The sequence below is a fragment of the Luteibacter sp. 9133 genome (genome assembly GCF_000800155.1).
Taxonomy (GTDB): domain Bacteria; phylum Pseudomonadota; class Gammaproteobacteria; order Xanthomonadales; family Rhodanobacteraceae; genus Luteibacter; species Luteibacter mycovicinus.
Genome location: NZ_JUHO01000001.1, coordinates 245,846 through 266,672 on the forward strand (window position 1 = coordinate 245,846; position 20,827 = coordinate 266,672).

Consider the following 20,827-nt stretch of genomic DNA (forward strand, 5'->3'; position numbering starts at 1 on the left):
ATTCGGGGCGGAAAACTAGCAGAAAAAGGTCATGTAGGAGCGCGCCTTGCGCGCGATGGGTGTGTTGCGGGTGTGCCTCTGGGGTGCCGCTGGTGTGCCGCGTCGCCGCTTCGTTGGCTTTTCGCGCGCGGGGCGCGCTCCTACACGCGGGGGTGGGGCGCGCTTTTACGGGAGGCGTTCCGCCTTGGCCTGGTCGAAGTAGGTGTAGGTCTTGCCGTTATCGCTCAGTTGTCTGGTCTTGAGGACGAAGCGGTACGTCGAACGATTCATCGGCGTACCGTCCACGCGGCGCACATCCAGGCCCGTCGCGGTGTCGGTCGCGATATCGGCGGGCTTCACGCTCAGACCTTCGGGCGAGTGCCCTTCGAGCGCCTCGCGCAGCACGCGCCCGTCCGGCTTGCCGAGGTCGATTTTCAGCACGGCCGCGATGGTCGGCGCGACGTCCACGTTGCCGCTGGGCAGCTCGCTGCGCAGGTTCCTGCGGAAATCCGGGCCGCTGGCCAGCAGCATGTTGTGCACGTCGATCGGGCTGAAGCTGCCGTGCATGCCGCGCTCGTTGGACATGCTGGTATAGACCGTGCCCTTGAAACCCTGCACGGTCGCGTCGGCGTTGAAGTCGTAGCTGACGATGATGTCGGGTGAACGCGTGTTCTCAAGGTGCACGGACGCCAGCGGCAGTGTGCCGGGGATCTTGCCGTAGCGGGCGTCGACGAAAATCGCGCCGAACATCTCGCGGCTCTGCAGGAAACGTACGGCTTCCACGATGCGTGCGCGATCGTGCGAGGGAAGGTAGAGGTATTCGCCGCCGCCATTCGGGGCAATGACGAAGGCGTCCTTAGGCAAGTCGGCCGGTACCTTGTACGACGGCGTCGTATACGGGCCGGGCTTGCCGCAAGCGCGGCCGTCATCGTCGAAGCGGGTCGGATGCAGCTGCGCGCCATCCGCTTCGACGCCGGACATCACCGGCGCGTAGATGCAGCCGAAACCGTCGAACGCCTTGAAGCCGGCGTGGGTCATCTCATCGGCGAGACGAATCGCGCCCGACGTGGAGAAGCCCCATTCCGCATCGACGCGACCGACACGGCCATCGGCGATCTGACGCAATGGGAACAGGTCGGCAGGACCGGCGACGTTGCTGTGCGCGTGGTCGGAGACGATCACCAGATCGGTATCCGCGTCCATGCCCAACGACTTCAGCTTCGCCTGGAGCTGGCCCAGGAGTTCGTCCTGTGCGCGCAGGGCGAGATGGAAGTTCGGTGAACCCACACCATAACTGTGCTCGGTGCCGTCGGGATTGCGCAGCCAGACGAAGCTGATATCGGGCTTCTCGACCGGCAGAACGTAGTCGAGGAAGGCCTTCATCAGGAACGCATTGGACGGTGTGGCCGGCGCGCCGGCGCCATCGGAGGCGTCCGTGGTCGAGCCGTCCTTCATCGTCACCAGCGGCAACGGTGCCGTGGGCGTGCCGTTGTCCGGTTCCAGGTGGAAACGGTCCGGATCGTAGGCGTGTACGGTATTGGCCGGCAGCGGATAGCCGGCCTTCGTCAGTCGCTGCGCGAAGGCCAGCGGCAGCGCCACGTTCTCATCGAGGATCACGCCGCCTTCGTGGATGTCCTGGAGGAAGGCCGGGCCCGATTTGCCCACCACAGCGGTCTTCAGCCCCGCTTTGCGTGCGCGCTCCAGCAACGTGGGCGCTTCCAGCAGATCGTGGTGCCAGTGATCGTCCAGCGCGCGCAGTACCGCATAGTCCTCGGTGTAGACCGGCGAGGCGAAGTCGCTGGGTGCGCCCTTCGCATCGAAACCGCTGGCGCCCGGAGCCCAGAAGCGGTTGCCGTAAAAACCGATCGTCCCCGGGAACGAGCCCGTGGCGAAACTCGACGCATTGACCATGGTGAAGGTCGGGTAGGTCGAGTGGTTGTCCGCGAAATACGTGCCCTGCCTGGCCAGCGCCGCCAGATTCGGCGTGTCGTCTTCGCTGATGGCATCCGGCCGCATGCCGTCCCAGACGAAGACGATGACGCGGCGGGAGGCGTGCGCGTCCACGGCCAGGATCACCAGGAGCAGGGCGGCAAGGCGGGCGAGTCGGCGCATGGATCGGTTCCGCGTGAGGTTAAAGGGCGCCATGGTGAGGCGTGCGTGTTGCAGTACGGGGACGCGGCCGAAATGCGACCTGCGTCACTCCGCGTCACATGTTCTTCTCTTCGTAAGAAAACCTAAACACTGGGCGGCCACGCTCGAAGGCTTCTTACGTTTTACGAGTTTCCTGTCGATGAAGCACAACCGCAGCGCCCTGTTCCTCGCCCTCGCCGCCGCCATCGCCCTGCAGGCTCACGCCGAAGACGCGCCGCCCCCGAAGACGCAGGATCTGGACGCGGTCTCGGTGATCGGCCAGGGCGAGACCCGCCAGGTGCAGCGCATCGTGCCCCAGGACCAGAAGGTGCTCCCGCCGGGTACCAGCCCTCAGAAGATCCTGAATCGCCTGCCGGGCGTCTCGGTGCAGTCCAATGACGCCTTCGGCGCCAACGAGGAGTCCCAGTCGATCACGTTGCGCGGTTTCAATACCACGCGCCTCGGCTACACCCTCGACGGTCTGCCGCTGGGCGACAACGCCTACGGCAACTACAACGGCCTCAATATCTCGCGCGCCCTGATCGCCGAGAACATGGCGACGGTGGAGTTGTCCGAGGGCATCGGCGCGCTCGGGACGGCGTCGACCAGCAACCTCGGAGGCGCCATTCAGTATTTCTCGTCCGATCCGGCGAAGACCTTCGGTGGCAAGGCGGCGCAGACCTTCGGCAGCGACCACAACCGTCGCACCTATGCGCGCATCGACACGGGTGACTACAAGGGTTTTTCGATGTACCTGTCCGGCATCAAGGCCGACGCGGACATGTGGGCCCAGCCGGGCTCGAAGACCACGACCAGGCAGTTCAACGGCAAGGCCGTCTATGAGTTCGGTGACGGCAACCGGATCACCGGCTTCGCGGACACTTCGCGGACCGCGCAGGCCGACTACGCCTATCTGTCCAGGAGCGGCATGAGGCGCGGCCTCGGCTGGGACTGGAATCTCTACGCACCGGACTGGAACCGCGCCCTGGCCGCGGCCTATTGCACGCCGGCTTACACGGTCGGTGGGGTGCGCGACTCGCGGTGCGGCTACTCCGGCGGCGTCGACAACACTGACGATGCCTACTACCTGAGCCGCGCGCTGCGACGCGACGATCTGTACTACGTGGCGGGCGACTTCGCCGTGGCCGATGGCGCGACGCTGCATACCCAGGTTTATCACCATGAGAACGCGGGCCAGGGCCACTGGTGGGCGCCGGGTCAGAAGTCCAACCCCGGCACCGCCGGGGAGCTGCCGATCTCCCTGCGCAGCACCAATTACACGATCAACCGCAATGGCGCGATCGCGTCGCTGTCGTGGGACCTCGGCAATCATCATGTCGAGGGCGGCGTGTGGTACGAGAAGAACAACCATCACGTGGAGCGCAACTTCTACTACGTGGACGGTCCGTTCAACGACGATTTCTATCTGTCCGGCCCGGATCGTCGTCTGTTCTCGCAGGACTATACGATCACCACCAAACAGGCGTACCTGCAGGACAGCTTCAAGGCGATGGACGATCGTCTGACCATCGACGTCGGTGTGAAGAGCCCGCACACGACCATGAAGGCGGTCGAAGCGCCGGGCGTGGAAAGCCCTTATGCCAACGGCACGCTCAAGGCGGGCAAGTCGCTGTTGCCGCAGGCCGGTCTTGCCTTCCAGCTGGCGCCCGGTCAGGAGGTGTTCCTGTCGTATGCAAAGAACATCGCGGCGTTCCAGGGCGGCGGTGCCGGTGGCCCGCTCTCCGTGTCGCAGAGCGCGTTCGACGGTACCAGGGCCAACCTCAAGCCCGAACAGTCGCGCTCCATCGATGGTGGCTTCCGCAGCGTCGGTCAGTCGTACGAAGCGTCGGTGGCGTTGTATGACGTGAAGTTCGACAATCGACTGCTCTCCCTCAACCCCTGCCCGAGCATCGAGCAGGGCACGCGTCCGGAGTGCAACACCGCCTTCGTCAACGTCGGCTCGGTGTCCAGTCGCGGCGCGGAATTCACCTTCATCTGGAAGCCGGTCCGTGGCTTCGAGTGGTACAACTCCGCCTCGTTCAACCGCTCGCGCTACGACGACAACTACGTCGCCAGCGGTGTGGTCGTCCCGGTGAAGGGCAAGACCACGGTGGATACGCCCAAGCGCATGTACTCGAGCGAGATCAGCTACACCTACGGCCCCTGGTCGGCCAGCCTGCGTGGCAAGTACACCGGCAAGCGCTACTACACCTATACCAACGATCAGAGTGTGGCCGGCGCCACCTCGTTCGACTTCGGCGCGGGCTACGATTTCGGTACGATCGGCTACCTCAAGTCGCTGACGCTGGCGCTGAACGTCACCAACCTCACCGACCATCGTTACGCGACCAACCTGACCGCGTTCGGCGCGACCGATCCGAACGGCCGCGCACTGGCGTTCCATGCCAGCGCGCCGCGCCAGAGCTTCGTTACCCTGTCGGCGGATTTCTGATGAAGGCGATTGCTCTATCCTCATGCGCTCTGGCCCTGGCCCTTGGAGTGCTCTCGATGCCCACGTCCGCCGCCCCGGCTCCCGGTAAGCCGATTGCCGCGAAGATCCTCGTCATCGGTCACCGCGGTGCCAGTGCGCTGCGTCCCGAGCACACGCTGGCCTCGTACGCCGTGGCCATCGAGGACGGTGCCGACTTCGTCGAGCCGGACCTGGTCTCCACCAGGGACGGTGTGCTGGTCGTGCGTCACGAAAACGAGATCGGGGGGACGACCGATGTGGCCTCGCATCCGGAGTTCGCCAGCCGCCGGGTGACCAAGACCGTCGATGGCGAGTCGATCACGGGGTGGTTTACCGAAGACTTCACCCTCGCCGAGCTGAAGACGCTGCGCGCCCGAGAGCGCCTTGCGGATATCCGCAAAGCCAACACGGCCTACGACGGCCAGTTCACCGTGCCGACCTTCGACGAGATGATCGAGTTTGTCGCCGCGGAAGCGTCGGCCAGGCATCGGGTCATCGGCATCATTCCGGAGATCAAGCACTCGACGTATTTCCATGACGTCGGCCTGCCGATGGAAGACAAGGTGCTGGCTACGCTGGCGGCGCACGCCTATACGCGCACCGCACCCGTGGAGATCCAGTCGTTCGAGATCGGCAATCTGAAGTACCTGCGCGGCAAGCTGGGCAAGGATCACCCGAACATCCGTCTGCTCCAGCTGATGGATCTGGCCGACCAGCACCCGGCCGACCAGCCGTCGACCACCTACGGCGCGATGATGACCCCGAAAGGTCTCAAGGCCATTGCCACCTACGCCGACGCCATCGGGCCGTCCACGCGCAGCATCATTCCGCTGACCGGGGACGGAAAGCTGGCGCCGGTCGCGCCGCTGGTGCACGACGCGCACGCCGCCGGGCTGGAGGTGCATCCGTATACGTTCCGGCCGGAGAATCACTTCCTGGCGGCGGATTTCCGCGACGACGCGGGGGATGCGGCGCGGAACGACGCCGGTTCGGTGGCTGAGATCCGGGCGTATGTGGCGACCGGGATCGATGCGTTCTTTACCGACGACCCGGCGCTGGGGCGCAAGGCGCTGGATCGCCCCTGATCCTGCGGGGTGTCGGGCTTTTCTGACGACACCCTGGCCCTTGCCCCGCTATGATCCCGGGCTCTGCCAGCTCCAGGGGTCGCCCCGATGTCGTTAGCCAAGTTTCTCCGCCACAAGTCCGTCGAGCAGTTGCAGGCGGAAGTCGGCCTGCGTACGGACTTCCGCCGGGTCCTCGGCCTCTGGCAGCTCACGGCCATCGGTATCGGCGGGATCATCGGCGTGGGCATTTTCGTGCTCGCCGGCCAGCAGGCCGCCCTCAACGCCGGCCCCGCCGTGGCGCTCAGCTTCATCATCGCCGGCTTCGGCAGCGCCTGCGCGGCGCTCTGCTACGCGGAGTTCGCGGGGCTGATCCCTGTGACCGGCAGCGCCTATACCTACGGCTACGCCGTGCTCGGCGAGGGCGCGGCCTGGATCATCGGCTGGGATCTGCTGCTGGAATACGCCCTGGTGGTGGCGGTGGTCGCCATCGGCTGGTCCGGCTACGTGCAGGTGTTGCTGGCCACGGCAGGCGTGCATCTGCCGGAGTGGGCGCAGAAGAGCATGAGCGCCGACACCATGAACTATTACTGGCAGCAGGCGAAGCTGGGCGTCGGCTTCAGCGTCGCGAATCCGCTGCCGGGCCCGACCGACGCTCACCGCTTCAACATCATCGCCGCCGGTATCTCGCTGTTCGTCGCCATCCTTTTGTCGATCAAGACGGAGTGGGGTGCGCGCCTCAACACCGTGATCGTCGGTATCAAGGTGATCGGCGTAGCGCTGGTGATCGGCGTTGGCGCGTTTTTCATCAACACCGCCAACTGGCACCCGTTCATCCCGGCGCGCGTATTCGACGCCAAGGGCATGGGCCACTTCGGCTGGCAGGGCGTGCTGACGGGCGCAAGCGTCGTCTTCTTCGCGGTGTTCGGCTACGACACGCTGACCACGGCGGCCGAGGAAGCGAAGAACCCGCAGCGCGACCTGCCGCGCGCGGTGCTGCTCTCGCTCGCGGTCGCGATGGTGCTGTATATCGCCGTGTCGCTGGTGCTCACCGGCATCGTTCCTTACGGGACGCTAAGCGGCGAAGCCTCGGTATCCGACGCCTTCAACGCCATCGGCCTGCCGTGGCTCAGCAACGTGATCGCCGTCGCGGCGGTCATCGGTGTGATCAGCGTGCTGTTCGCGTTCATGCTCGGCGCGGCGCGCATCTGGTTCGCGCTGTCGCGTGATGGGCTGTTGCCGGCATGGTTCGCGCAGGTGCATCCGCGCTTCGGCACGCCTGCACGTCCGACGATGATCCTTGGCATCTTTACCGCCGTGGTGGCCGGCCTGCTGCCGATCGGTGAAGTGGCGGAGCTGGTCAACATCGGCACGCTGAGCGCGTTCATCCTGATCTGCGCCTCGGTGCTGGTGCTTCGTGTGCGCAAGCCGCATCTCGAACGGAAGTTCAAGACGCCGGCCGTGTGGTTCGTGGCGCCGCTGGGTATTTTGTTCTCGCTGGCGCTGATCTGGGGGCTGCCGGCGATCACCTTCGAGCGGTTTGCGATCTGGATGGTGTTGGGCCTGATCGTGTATTTCACGTATGGCGTGCGGAACAGCAAGCTCAATCGTGGGTATCGTTGAGGTAGACGGCAGCCGTGAGGGGCTTACTGGCGATTCTCGCGACCATCCTGCTGGCTTACCCGATCGCGTTCGGGCTGCTGAGTAGCGGCACCGTGACCGTCGCCCGGTGGTTGGGTTTTGCTGTCGGTGTGGGTCTATCTGGAGCGTCTGCACATGGATAGGGAGTCGGTGCGCATCCTGATCGAAGAGGGGATCAGTCGGTCTGTCGTCGCATCGGGCGACCATCGACGGCAGGTTCTCCTCGATTTGATTGACCTGGACGCCGTGTTCGTCGATGGCCAAGGTTGGTCGCCCGCAGAGTTCGCGCGGGCATACCGAGATGACGTGGATCCCTCGCTGCAATTCCGTACCATGGCATGGCGCGGCCCGGATGACTGGCACATCAGCAGCGTATAGCCAGAACGTCACACGTGGCGTCGAGCGGAGTCGAGCCCGCAGCCGCTCACGCGTTTATGGATTAACTTTGCTTGGAGTCATGATGATTCAGATGAAAAAACAACTCGTGCTGCTCACGATCGCTACGGCCATGTCGATACCCGCCCTGGCCGCCGATACGGATGGCGAACCGCTTACCGCGGTGCCCGGACGCACGGTGTGTCAGGCCCGGCCGGTCGCGATCGGCGGCAAGCAGGTAGATGCCAAGCTCTGCGTCACCGAGGGCAGCATGAGCCACGATAAGTACGTAGTGAAAATTGGCTGGTCCACGGTGGTCGAAGGTATCGATGACGAAACGACCAAGGGCATCGCCGGTACGTATAAGGGCTCCCCGGTGTCTCTGACCTGTGAACCTCAGAGCAAGCCACCGGCAGCAGATGACCCTATGGTCGCGTCCATGGCAAAGTCGATGGCGGCGAGGCCGGACGTCACGTCTGAGCAAGCTCACGATCTCGCCATGAAAATGCTGAGTACCGAAGTGGGTCGCCTATGCCAGTTCCGTCAGGGCGATCAGGACCTGATGTCCGTGCAGGTGAAATTCTTGTAGGAATTCCCCTACACGACGTGTCGGCAATATCCTACGACTAAAGCTCAGCCCCTGAGATGCGCAGGCTCTAAAATTCCCCACCTCGGAGCAGCACGGCCCGGACCGGCCAGAAACAGGGGAAAACGTGAGCATCATCTCAGGAAGGCGCGGGCAGGGCGTCTCGACGGCCATGCGTGTGGCCGGCATTCTGCTAACTGTGACGGGCGTCGCACAGGCGCAACAAGTCCAGACGCTTGACCAGCAAGAGCAACGCGATCGCGCCCAGCGCGAGGCACAGGCTCGTCTGGAGCAGCAACAACAGCCGGATGTGCGACTGAATTCCGCTCCCGTGACGGATTTCCGTCGCACGGATGTGCCGGTTGAAGCGGAATGCTTCCGACTCGCCCATGTCGTGCTCGAAGGCCAGCGCGTGGAGGACTTCGTCTTCGCGCAGCGCTACCTCGACCGCTACGCCGGTAAATGCGTCGGCCACGAGGGCGTCAACGCCATCGTCCGCCGTGTGTCGGACATGATCATCGATCGCGGATTCGTGACTACTCGTGTGGGGCTCGCGCCGCAGGACTTGTCGAGCGGCACGCTGAGGCTCACGCTGGTGCCGGGGACGATTCGTGCGGTGCGCTTCGCCGATAATACGGCCGTGGGTGCCTGGCAGACCGCGCTCGCCGCCCGGCCGGGCGACCTGCTCAACCTGCGCGACATCGAGCAGGGGCTGGAGCAGTTCAAGCGCGTGCCTTCGCAGGACGTCACTATCGACATCGCCCCGGGCGAACAACCGGGCGAGTCGGATCTGGTCATCACCGCGAAGCGCTCGCGACCCTGGCATGTGGTCGCGTCGCTCGATGACAGCGGGTCGCGCGCAACCGGCCGCCTGCAGGGCGGTATCAACCTCGGACTCGACAATCCGCTGCGCATCAACGACGTGCTGTCGCTGGGATACAACCACGACGTCTATCACAGCGACGGGCACGGCACGCGCGGCAACACGGCGAACTATGCGGTGCCTTATGGCGACTGGCTGTTCACCGCTTCGCTGTATGACTACAAGTACCACCAGACGGTGGAAGGCTCGCAGCAGACCTTCACCTCCAGCGGCAAGTCGCGCACGACGGACATCACCGTGCAGCGCATGCTCCATCGCACGAAGTACGGCAAGACCTCGCTGGAACTGCGCATCGGCAAACGCTGGGCGCACAGCTTTATCGAGGACTCCGAGCTGCTGACGCAGAAGCGTGACGTCACCACGGCCGAGCTCGCGCTGGTGCAGCGCCAGTACCTGGGTAACGCCCAGCTGGATCTGCGCCTTGCCCATCGCCGCGGTGTCACCTGGTTCGGCGGCCAGCAGGATGCGGCGGGCCTGTCGAAAGACGCGCCGACCTTCCAGTACGGCCTGAACCTGCTCGATGCCTCACTCAACGTGCCGTTCAAGCTCGGCCGTGTGCCGGTGCAGTGGACGACGGAACTGCGTGCCCAGCGCAGCAGCGACACGCTCTACGCCTCGGAATTCATCACGCTGGGCGGACGCTATTCCGTCCGTGGGTTCGATGGTGAAGAGACGCTGGCGGGCGAGCGTGGCTGGTACTGGCGCAACACCTTCAGCGTGCCGCTGGGCAACCTGCCCATCGCGGCCTACGCCGGTATCGACGGCGGCCACGTCGGCGGGCCGAGCATTCGCACGCTGCCCGAGAAAACCCTGCGTGGCGAATTCGTCGGCCTGCGCGGCAGCTTCGGGCGTTTCAGCTTCGACGCGTTCGCCGGCTGGGCGGACAAGGGCGGTCGCGCCCTCAACACGATGCGACCGGCGACGGGCTTCCAGCTCGTTTACCAGTACTGACAAGGACTGCACGATGACACTGCGCCCTCACTTTGCCCGCCGCGTGACGCATACGCTGGCCCTCGCGCTGCTCGTCGCCTTCGTTGGCGCGCCTGTCGCCTCGCAGGCCCAGGTGGCCGGCGCCGCGAACCCGGCCCACCGTCCGACCGTGGATACGGCGGCCAACGGCACGCCGGTGGTCAACATCGTCGCGCCCACGCAGGGCGGCGTGTCGCATAACCAGTACGAGCACTTCAACGTCGACCCGAAGGGCCTGATCCTCAATAACGGCGCCGCGGTCAGTCAGACGCAACAGGCGGGCTACATCGTCGGCAACGCGAATCTCGCCAGCGGTCAGTCGGCGCGGATCATCGTCAACGAGGTGACCTCACAGAATGCATCGAGCCTGCGCGGCTTTACCGAGGTGGCGGGCAACCGCGCCGAAGTGATCATCGCCAACCCGAACGGGATCAGCTGCGACGGCTGCGGCTTCATCAACACCTCGCGCGGCACGCTGGTCACGGGTACGCCGGTATTCGGTGGCGATGGGAGCCTCGCGGCCTTCCGTGTGACGCGCGGTACGCTGGCCATCAACGGCGCGGGTCTTAATGGCACCGGCACGGACCGGCTCGACCTGATCGCGCGTACCGTCGCGGCCAACGCGAAGGTCTGGGCCAATGAGCTGAACGTGGTCACCGGTGCGAACCAGGTGAACTACGGCGACCTGTCGGCGCAGGCGATCGCAGGCGAGGGCGCCACGGATGGCGTGAGCCTGGACGTGGCCGCACTGGGCGGCATGTATGCGAATAAGATCCGCCTCGTCGGTACCGAAGCCGGTGTCGGCGTGCGCAATGCGGGCGAACTCGCGACGCAGGGCGGTGACTTCACAATCACGCAGGCGGGCCGTCTCGAGCTGACCGGCAGGACGACGTCGACGGGGCAGCTGGCGATACAGGGTGCGGCGCTGTCGAACAGCGGCACGCTGGCGGCGGGCACTAATGTGGCGGTGACGACCGCGGGTGCCCTCGATAACAGCGGCACGATCTACGGAACCGGCGACACATCGATCGACGCCGCTGGCGCGCTGACCAACAGCGGCAAGCTCTATGCCGTCGGCGGATCGCTCGGCGTCAACGCCTCCGCTATCACCAACAGCGGTGCGGGTGACGTCTACGCAGGCAAGCGCGTCACGCTGCGCGCGGGGAGTATCGACAACGCCGCGTCGGTCGAGTCGGGTACCGAACTGAGCCTGCAGGCGAACGATCGCCTCGGCAATGCCGGAACCATCATCGCCGGTGGGGCTGCCGGTCTCGATGCGGCCAACATCGACAACAGCGGTCGCATCAGCCTTGCCGGGCAGGCGTCGCTGCATGCATCGCGCGCGTTGACCAACAGCGGCAACATAGTGACCGGCGGCGACACGGCGATCCATTCCGCCAACATCACCAACAACAGCCAGATTCAGTCGGGCGGTGACCTGGTCGTATCGACGGCTGCGCTGACGCTGGGTGCGCAAGGGGTGCTGTATGCCGGTCGCGCGTTGACGATCGATGTCGACGGCAAGGTGAGCAATGCCGGTCAGATCTACGCGACGACGAATGCATCCTTGCATGCGGGTTCGCTGGACAACGGCAACCTCGTGCGCGCCGACGGCAACCTTGTCGTCGACGTGGCCGGTGACATCGTCAATACCGGCGCCATGCAGGCGGCGCAGAAGCTGGCGCTGGACGCGTCGGGTGCGCTGACCAACAGCGGCAAGCTGTACGCGATCGGCGGTGCACTGGAAGCGACGGCCGGTCAGGCTCTCAACAACGCGGCTTCGGGCGATATCTACGCGCAGACCGATGTCTCGCTTCGTGGCGGCTCGGTAAGCAATGCGGGTACAGCGGAAGCGGTGGGTTCGGTCGCTGTAGCGGCGAACACCACGGTCGACAACAGCGGCAAGCTGCTTGCCGACACCGGCAATGCGACGCTGATCGCGACGGACATCGCCCAGCGCGGCACGGTCAGCGCTGTGGGCAACACCAGCCTGACGGCCTCGCAAAACCTGACCCACACGGGCACGACGGTGGCGGATCGCGATCTGTCCGTCGCAGCGGTTGCGGTAACCAACAGCGGCCACCTGCAAGCGGGCCGCGACGTGGCCATCGACGCGGGCACACTGACGCAGCAGGGCGTAATCTACGCGAAACGCGATGCGACCCTCCGCGGTCGTGATGTCAACCATGTCGCGGACGCGATGACCGTTGCCGACGGCGCGCTCCGCCTCGACAACACCGGTACGCTCACCAACGCGGGCACGCTGCAGGCGGGAACGGATCTGTCCGCAAAGGCCCTGACGCGTCTCGACAACGCGGCGACCGGCAGCCTCTACGCGACCGCGCATGTCGACGTGGCGGCGACTGACGCTATCGACAACGCCGGTTCGGTCTACGCCGGCAGCGATGCCACGCTGGCGACGCGCTCGCTGACGAATAGCGGCAGCCTGCGCACGGGCGGCGACCTGACCGTCAACGCGACCACGGCCAGCAACGACGGCAGCGTTTATACGGGTGGCAAAGCCAGCTGGACCCTGGCCCAGCAATTGAGCAATACCGGCACCCTCGTCGCTCAGGGCGACCTGACCGTGGTCGCCGGCACTCTCGTCTCCACCGGCGTGCTCGGCGCCGGCGTGCAGGCCGACGGCAGCCTCGGCACGTCGGGCGTGCTCGACGCCACGGTGGCCGGTGCGCTGGCGGTGCATGGCAACACGCTGGCAGCCAGCCGCCTGGCGTTACGTGCCGCGTCCCTCGACCTGGCCGCCTCGCGCCTGCGTACTGGCGGCGACATCGCGTTGATCGCCACGGCGGGTGACATCGATACCGGTAACGCGAATATCGCCACGGACGGCACGCTGGCGCTTCAGGCGAGCGGCGCGCTGAAGAACCGTGCCGGCACGTTGCAGGGTGGCACGCTCGACGTCACGGCCGTCAGCCTCGACAACACCGGCGGCACGCTCGTCCAGACCGGAACGACCGATCAGGCGCTGGACTTCGCCGGTGCCGTGGATAACACCAACGGTCGCATCGCCGGCAACGGCGGCAACCTCACCGTGCGTGCGTCCTCGATTACCAACAACAATGGTGCGATCGAACACGCGGGTACGGGCACGCTGACGATCGACGGCGATAACGGCATCGCCAATCGCGGTGGGCGCATTGTCGGTAACGGGGCGCTCGATCTGGACACGCGCGGTGCGCTGGATTCCACCGGCGGCACGATCAGCCTGACTGACGTCGCGACGATCGACGCGGCCAGCATCGCCAACGACAGCGGCACGCTGGTCGCCAGCGCGCTTACGATCACGACGGCGGGCGCGCTGGGTAGCAACGCAGGCACGCTTCAGTCGGGTGGCGCGACGTCGGTCACGGCAGGCTCGCTGGCCAACGGCAGTGGTCAGATCAAGGGGCTGTCCGGTGAGCTGATGCGCCTGAGCATCGCGCAGGCGCTGAGCAATGGTGTCGGCGGATTCATCGGCGGCAACGGTGGCCTGTGGCTGCATGCCGGCTCAGTCGATAACGCGGGGCAGTTGTACGCCAATACGACGGCGGATATCGCCGCCACGGGTAACCTGGTGAATCGTGGCGCCGTCCAGTCGATGGGTTCATCGACGGTGGTCGCCAACGGCTCGCTGATCAACGACAACGGTCGTATTGAGAGCGGCAGCGGCGACACGGCGGCCACGCTGACCGTCACGGGCGGCGGCCTCTCCAACATCAATGGCCGTATCGCCAATACGGGCACGGGCATGACCCGCTTCACGTCCGGCGGCGCCATCAACAACACCAACGGCACGCTTGGCGGTCAGGGCGGCGTGGCGATCAATGCGACCTCGCTGAACGACACCGGCGGCCGGGTGGTTTCCGGCGGCGATCTGTCACTCGGTATCGGTGGCTTCGAGAACACCAGCGGTAACGTCTACGCGGCAGGTACTCTGGACTGGAACAACGGCGGTGCGACGCTGACCAATACCAACGGCCAGTTTGGTGCCGGTACGCGTCTTGCCCTGACGCTGGCGTGGCTCAACAACGCGGGCGGCAACACGTCGTCCAACGGCGACGTAGCGCTCAGCTTGCTCGGCGGTATCCAGGGTAACGGCCGCGTCATCGCGGGTCGTGATCTCGATGTCACGCTGCCGGGCGATTTCATCAACGGCGAGGGCGGTCAGTTCAAGGCCAACCGCAACTTCGGTCTGCACCTGGGTGGCTCTCTATACAACAGCGACGGCGCGGCACTCGAAAGCGTCGGCGCATTGACCGTCGACGCCGCCAGCATCACCAACGGCAGCGGCGCGCGCATAAGCAGCGCGACGACCACGCTCAACTCGCGTGGAGCCGTAGTAAACCGCGGTCGCCTCGAAGGCGATACGCTCAACGTCAACGGTACGGATATCGACAACACCGGTTCGCTGATCGGCGACAACATCACCGTCCGCGCGAACAACTTCACCAACGGTGCGGACCTGGGTGGTGTCGCGGACAACATGGCGTATCAGTCGGCCCTGGTCGCCGCGACGAACAATGTCCGCCTGCTGATCGGTGGCACGTTCCTCAATCGCGATGCGATGGTGTTCGCGCTGGGCGACATCTTCATCGCCGCCAACGACGGTGGCGGCCGTGCCGGGGCGATCACCAACCTGTCCGGCGACATCGAAGCCGATGGCTCGATCACGCTCGCTGCGAACCAGATCACCAATCAGCGCCGTATCTTCGAAACGCAGACGGTCAACCTGGCGGACGGCGCGGTGCAGCAGGTGGGCGGCCCGATCGTGCGCTATGCGTATAACGATCCGGATCCGAACCACCAGCCGCCGAACATCGATCCGAGCCAGGTCGTCAGCGCGGAAGAAATTCAGCGGGCGCGGACGTATTGCCAGGGCGCGGGATATACGGACAACCGCTGCACGGGCTTCCAGAGCGGCGACGGTATTCCGACCCGTTTCCAGGCAACGTACACCGACACTTTGCTGTCGTATGAGCGACTGTCGCGTGCCAGCGCGGAAGGCCGCATGGTCGCTGGTGGCAACATCACGCTGTCCGGCTCGGTCACCAACGACAAGTCGACGGTGGCCGCCGGTAGCAACCTCGTCATCAACGGCGCCGGACAGAGTGCGCTCGGTGCGGGCGACACGAACGTCGGCGGCGAGATCATCCGCAACATCGCCTGGAATCCGACCGGTACCGTGCGTACCGTCTCGGAGTATGGCGTGGGCTGGGAGTCGCTCGTCCACGATCCGCGCCGCTGGGAGCCGAATGGCTTCAAGATCTACGGCAACGGCAGCAGTACGTCGACCATCGCCCTCGGCGACGGGCAGCGCCCCGCATGGATCGGCATCGATCCGGGTCAGGGCCTCGTCTCGCGGATGACCGCGGGCGGCACGCTGGAATTCCACGGCCAGACCATCGAGAACACCACCGTCGGCGCCGACGGTAACCCCATCAGTGGCGTGCAGCTCGGTGCGAATAGCGGCGGCAGCAACGTATCCGGCACAGGCGCGGGCCATGTCGGCGCGGCGGGCGGCAACGTCGATCTCGGCGGTGTCGGTGGCCTGGGCAACGCTCCGGATGCGAACAGCGTCGGTGCCGTCGGCACCACCAGCGGCGATACACGCAACGCGGGTCCGCGCCCCGGCTCGCAGAGCGTCGGTTCGCCCGACGCCCCGGCCGGCCAGATCCGCCTGCCGACCAGCGGCCTGTACACGACGCACCCGGGCAGCGCCAGCTCGTACCTGATCGAGACCGATCCGCGCTTCGCCAGCCAGGCCGGCTTCCTCGGTAGCGACTACCTGATGGACCGCCTCGGCTTCAACGGCGAAAGCACGATGAAGCGTCTGGGTGACGGCTTCTACGAGCAGCGCATGGTGCTCGACCAGATCACCTCGCTCACCGGTCGTCGCTACCTCACGGACAACACCGACGCCATGGCGCAGTACCGCGCGCTGATGGACGCAGGCGTGTCGGCGTCGGGCGAGTTCCAGCTCTCGGTCGGTATCGCGCTCACCGCCAGCCAGATGGCCAGCCTCACCCAGGACATCGTCTGGATGGTGAGCCAGGAGGTCAACGGCGAGAAGGTGCTCGTGCCGGTGGTCTACCTGTCCGCCGCGCACGCGCAGGAAGTCGCGCAGAACGGCGCGATCCTCTCTGGCAAGACGGTGATCCTCGACGCCTCCGGCACGCTGACCAACACGGGCACGATCGCCGCGAGTGAAAACGCCAGCCTCAAGGCCGGCACGCTGCTCAACGGCGGCAACCTGAGCGCAGGCGGCAACCTCAGCGTCACCGCCGCGCAGGACATCCTCAACGCGGGCAGCATCAAGGGGGGCAACGTCAGCCTGACCGCAGGCAATGACATCCTCAGCGGAGCGGACATCGGCCGCGTCGATCTGGGCGGCCTGAAACTGGGCGATGCGATCGCGCCGGTGGATGCCGCGCGACTGGGCCTTGCCTCGGGCGGTTCGATCAGCGCGACGGGCAACTTGTCCGCAAGCGCGGGTCGCGACCTGACGCAGGGCGCGGTGCCGGTGTCCGCCGGTGGCGACTTGTCGTTGTCAGCGAAACGCGATCTCTCGCTCACGGCAACGTCGGTCAAGGCGGGCGGCGATGCGCAGCTGGTCGCCGGGCGTGATCTTAGCCTCAATGCGATCGGTCAGACGACGGCCGTGCAGGGTGGAAAGCAGAACAGCGAGAGCACCGTGCACACGGTGACGACGATTGACGCGGGCGGGAATGCGGTGCTCGCGGCGGGTCGGGATGTGGTGAGTGAGGGGGCTAAGGTTAAGGCCGGGGATCAGGTGGCCATCAGTGCCGGCCGCGACGTTGTGCTGAATGCGATCACCGACACGCAGCGCAGCGAAAGCTACACCAAGGACGGCAAGAAGGCTGTCCAGACCCACACGATGGACCAGACGCTGACGGGCACCAGCCTGGACGGCAGCAACGGCGTGATCGTCAGCGCCGGGCATGACATCAACGCAACGGCCGCAACGATCACCAGCGAGACGGGCGGCGTCGCCCTGGCGGCAAAGAATGACGTCAACCTCAATGCCGGTCAGGAGCTGCACAACTGGGAGCAGCAGACCAAGAGCGTCAAGTCCGGCACGATGTCGAGCACGACGAAAAAGGCTTACGACGCGACGGTCGATAGCCTTGCGGTCGGTACGCTGATCAGCGGGGACAGTGTGACCGTGGCGGCGGGGAACGACATCACTACGCAGGGTGCGCAGATCGGTGCAACCAACGATCTGGTGATGGCCGCGGGAAACAACCTGACCATCGGCACGGCCGAGACCACGCATAGCGAAACCCACGACAAGACCGTCAGCAAATCGGGTCTGATGTCCGGCGGTGGCTTCAGTGTGATGATTGGCGGGTCGAAGGAGCAGACCGGTTACGAAGAGAACGACAGTACGCCGACGGGTAGTGTCATCGGCAGCACGGATGGCAAGGTCACGCTGACGGCCGGTAACACGGTACACATCACCGGTAGCGATGTGCTCAGCAAGGAAGGGACCACGATCGTCGGTAAGGATGTGACGATTGATGCCGCCGTCGCCACCGCGGACACGCGTCAGACGTATAAGAAGCAGACGGCGGGTATCACGTTGGGTTTGACGGGCGGTGCCGTAAGCGCCATTCAAGGCGCTTACGGTGTGGCGCACCGGGCGGGTGAAGTCAAGGACGACCGGTTAAAGGCCCTCTATGCGGCGCAGTCGGCTCAGTACTTGTTCTCGGATGGTGCGGGCCGTGGAATGGGTCTTTCAGGCGATGGGATGGATTCGATCGCATCGCTGGGTGGCGCAGCCGATGCGTACGACAACGCCGGGGGTGGTGCCGCCGGTGCACAGGCGGCAGGCCAGGCGACGGGTATCTCGCTGCGCGTCGGCATTGGTGCGAGCAGCGCAAGTAGCGAGACGAAGACGCACGAAGAGCGCGCGTATGGAAGCAACATTCGCAGTAACGGCGACGTCACTATCGCAGCTACTGGCGGCGATCTGAATGTCATCGGCAGCAACATCGACGGTAAGAACGTTGCGCTCGCGGCTGCCAATAATCTCACTCTTCTCAGCCAGGCTGAAGACCATTCCAGTAAGAGCACGAACCGGAATGGCAGTGGCGAAATCGGCTTCTCTATCGGCTCGCAGACCGGCATCTACATCTCGGCGTCGGCCGGGATGGGTAAGGCTGTTGGTAATGGGACAACACATGCCGAGACGGTGGTTAACGCCAGCGATAACCTTACGCTGATCTCGGGTAACGACACGACAATCAAGGGCGCCCAGTTGAAGGGTGACTCAGTGCTTGCAAATGTGGTTGGCAACTTGCTTATCCAAAGCGAACAAGATACCGACGACTATGCAAGCAAGCAGCAGCAGGTCGGAGCAAGTGTCACGTTCGGCTATGGCGGTAGCTTCAGCTATAGCCAGAGCAAGGTGAATAGCCACTACGATAGCGTCAATGAAGTCAGCGGGATTGGTGCAGGGAAGGGTGGTTTCGATATCACCGTCGGTGGAAATACTCACCTGGTTGGCGGCGTAATCGCCAGCTCAGCCGATCCGAGCAGGAACATCCTCGATACAGGCTCATTGACCTGGGATTCGATTCACAACGAGGCAAGCTATAGCGCGAGTAGCTTCGGTGTGGGGGGCGGCTCCGGCGGATTTTCGCCGACGGGGCTTTCGGTTCCTCAGAGTGACAAGAGCAGTAGTGATACTCAGTCCAGCATTGCTGGCGGGAAAATTATCACGCGCGATCAGGCTACTGATCTTGCGAGTCTTCAGCGTGACGGCAGCCTCGACGCACAGGGCCTCAAACCTATATACGACGAGGAGAAGGTCCGCGCAAACCAGGAGTTGGGGAATTTAGCTGGTCAAGTGGGCATGACTGCAGTGGGCGACGTTGCCGCTTACATGTTCAAGCATGCAACGACTACTGAGGATCAAGCAAAATGGGCGGACGGTGGACAGAACAAGGTGCTGCTTCATGGCCTTGTAGGCGCGGCCAGCGTCGCCTTGGGAGGAAGTGACGCACTCGGCGGCGGCCTCGGTGCTGCGGGCTCCGAGGCGGCCAGCAAGGCGATGGCTGAGTTTCTTGTTAGCCAGAGCATTGATCCTGATCAGCCAGAAGGGAGGCAGCTCCTGGCCGCGGCAAGTGCAGCCCTTGGCAGTGCGCTAGGTGGAGGATCAGGCGCAGCGAGCGCCCTAAATGGATCTCTCTACAATCGTGAATTGCATGTCGACGAACAGTCGGCCATCGTGAATCTTGCAAGGAGCAAGGGTTACTCCGAGGAGGAGGTTCAGGCGATTGCGTGTGTCATCGTATCGTGTGTCAACGGCAGAGGTTTGGTGCAAGCGACAGTGCTGACTGACACTGGTATCCACTATACCGTTGCGGGGCAGCAACTTGTGGACCAGTACAATGACGTACTGGCGCAGATGTCTGACGGCCGGAAAGCCGAGATTGCGGCCGAGTTGAAGGCTACCGGACTCTTCGAGTATGGCCCACTAGCCGCAGCTGAGGATGCGTGGGCTGACATAAATGGCACGAAGCGCTTGGAAGGTCTGGGTCAGGCCACTAATAGCTTCGTAAACGCGCTTCTGGTGTCTAAGCTCTGCCAGTTCGGGGGAGCTGCTTGCGGCGCAAGTGCGGTGAACATCGCGCAGCAAAGCGATTCCTTCTCCGCCGGTGTAAGTACGTGGTGGACTGGGCAGTCGTATCAGACACTGCAGTACGGCATGTGGAAAGACGCAGGGCTGTCGGATGCTGCAGCGCAGAACGCACAGGCGCTTACAGACACGATTACGGCAGTCGCGGCTGGACGCCTTGCAATGGGAACAGCGCCGCTCCCCCGGACGCAGGACGTCCCGCAGAAGGCGTCGCCTATAGCGGGGGCGGTCGATGCCGAAGCGGGCGGTTATTCCGAATATGCACAGTATCAAAAAGCCGATGGCTCATGGAATTGGCCAGCTAACATGGGCTTCGCGGATAAGCCAATCAGTAATACCATTGCGGTGGGCACCAGACTCGACCGTTACGGTGATACGGCAGGGTCGTTCTTGTCTCCCGTAGGAACCACGTACGAGCAAAGGGCGTTAGCACCAGGTACTAGAGCCAACCCATACAGTGAGTACGAGGTCATTAAGCCACTGCCTGTCATTCAAGGCGAGATAGCTCCTGCGTTCGGGCAATCTGGAGGAGGCGTGCAAATGCTACCCAACTTGCCAGGCAAGGTTAATGTGCAGTGGCTCCTAGACAATGGATATCTGAGGAAGGTCAAGTGAGTTCGAATAGCATCGTGGATTTGCAAGAAGAGGTGACTCGGCTCGGGTCCCAGATCAATGCTCCTCCGTTGCTCCTGATAATCCCGTTGGCGCCTGTGTCAGATGGAACTCCTTACGTCGAGCTGTCTTCTGGGTCGTACAATTACGTATCGTCCGAGCGCGGAGTCGAGAATTTCCGCCTTTCCTACACGAGTTCGGACGAACTTGTTTACCGGATCATGGATCGGGTCGTGTCGCAGATGGCGCTTGCGTTCGAACTTGACCACCGAGTTCAAGGGCAGGATTGGAGGCGGGTGTATTTCTCCCGGAGAGTGCTTCTGATGGCGCAGTTGCGTCCCGACTGGGGCGATAGGCAGGAGCGTGAGATTGCTGAGATTTTGGTCTCCGCTCCTTTTTCCGACTAGCAACGGTATTTCGTACACGTTCAACCAGTGCGTTAGATCCCGTCGAGTTGCAT

Annotated in this window: 9 protein-coding genes; 8 read left to right on the forward strand and 1 reads right to left on the reverse strand. The window is 64.3% G+C overall.

Going from position 1 to position 20,827, the window contains the following annotated elements; all coding sequences use genetic code 11:
- Positions 1-165: 165 nt before the first annotated feature.
- On the reverse strand, positions 166-2,091 hold the full coding sequence (locus tag FA87_RS00930; RefSeq protein ID WP_043691737.1) for a nucleotide pyrophosphatase/phosphodiesterase family protein: 1,926 nt from the start codon (positions 2,089-2,091) through the stop codon (positions 166-168).
- A 178-nt stretch (positions 2,092-2,269) separates the two neighbouring features.
- Between FA87_RS00930 and FA87_RS00935 the strand changes: the two genes are divergently transcribed.
- The 8 genes from FA87_RS00935 (at position 2,270) to FA87_RS00970 (ending at position 20,774) form a co-directional block, all read left to right on the forward strand.
- Positions 2,270-4,561, forward strand: coding sequence for a TonB-dependent receptor (locus tag FA87_RS00935; protein ID WP_043691740.1), 2,292 nt, complete (start codon positions 2,270-2,272; stop codon positions 4,559-4,561).
- Between the two features lie 56 nt (positions 4,562-4,617).
- Positions 4,618-5,664 carry a glycerophosphodiester phosphodiesterase gene (locus FA87_RS00940; RefSeq protein ID WP_043691743.1) on the forward strand — a complete coding sequence of 349 codons (1,047 nt, stop codon included), beginning with the start codon at positions 4,618-4,620 and terminating at the stop codon, positions 5,662-5,664.
- 87 nt (positions 5,665-5,751) lie between these two features.
- Positions 5,752-7,263 carry an amino acid permease gene (locus tag FA87_RS00945; RefSeq protein ID WP_043691744.1) on the forward strand — a complete coding sequence of 504 codons (1,512 nt, stop codon included), beginning with the start codon at positions 5,752-5,754 and terminating at the stop codon, positions 7,261-7,263.
- A gap of 168 nt (positions 7,264-7,431) precedes the next feature.
- Positions 7,432-7,659, forward strand: coding sequence for a hypothetical protein (locus tag FA87_RS00950; RefSeq protein ID WP_139382835.1), 228 nt, complete (start codon positions 7,432-7,434; stop codon positions 7,657-7,659).
- A gap of 82 nt (positions 7,660-7,741) precedes the next feature.
- Complete coding sequence (locus FA87_RS00955; protein ID WP_139382834.1) at positions 7,742-8,245, forward strand: hypothetical protein; 504 nt, start codon at positions 7,742-7,744, stop codon at positions 8,243-8,245.
- Between the two features lie 124 nt (positions 8,246-8,369).
- Positions 8,370-10,076, forward strand: a complete 1,707-nt coding sequence (locus FA87_RS00960; protein WP_156128471.1) for a ShlB/FhaC/HecB family hemolysin secretion/activation protein — start codon at positions 8,370-8,372, stop codon at positions 10,074-10,076.
- Between the two features lie 13 nt (positions 10,077-10,089).
- On the forward strand, positions 10,090-20,370 hold the full coding sequence (locus FA87_RS00965; protein ID WP_043691751.1) for a hemagglutinin repeat-containing protein: 10,281 nt from the start codon (positions 10,090-10,092) through the stop codon (positions 20,368-20,370).
- Complete coding sequence (locus FA87_RS00970; protein WP_051944077.1) at positions 20,367-20,774, forward strand: Imm63 family immunity protein; 408 nt, start codon at positions 20,367-20,369, stop codon at positions 20,772-20,774. Before FA87_RS00965 ends, FA87_RS00970 begins: the two co-directional genes overlap by 4 nt.
- Positions 20,775-20,827: the final 53 nt, after the last annotated feature.

Coding starts and splice junctions, on each gene's coding strand:
- FA87_RS00930 (WP_043691737.1), bottom strand. CDS start 2,091: ATGCGCCGACTCGCCCGCCTTGCCGCCCTGCTCCTGGTGATCCTGGCC.
- FA87_RS00935 (WP_043691740.1), top strand. CDS start 2,270: ATGAAGCACAACCGCAGCGCCCTGTTCCTCGCCCTCGCCGCCGCCATC.
- FA87_RS00940 (WP_043691743.1), top strand. CDS start 4,618: ATGCCCACGTCCGCCGCCCCGGCTCCCGGTAAGCCGATTGCCGCGAAG.
- FA87_RS00945 (WP_043691744.1), top strand. CDS start 5,752: ATGTCGTTAGCCAAGTTTCTCCGCCACAAGTCCGTCGAGCAGTTGCAG.
- FA87_RS00955 (WP_139382834.1), top strand. CDS start 7,742: ATGATTCAGATGAAAAAACAACTCGTGCTGCTCACGATCGCTACGGCC.
- FA87_RS00965 (WP_043691751.1), top strand. CDS start 10,090: ATGACACTGCGCCCTCACTTTGCCCGCCGCGTGACGCATACGCTGGCC.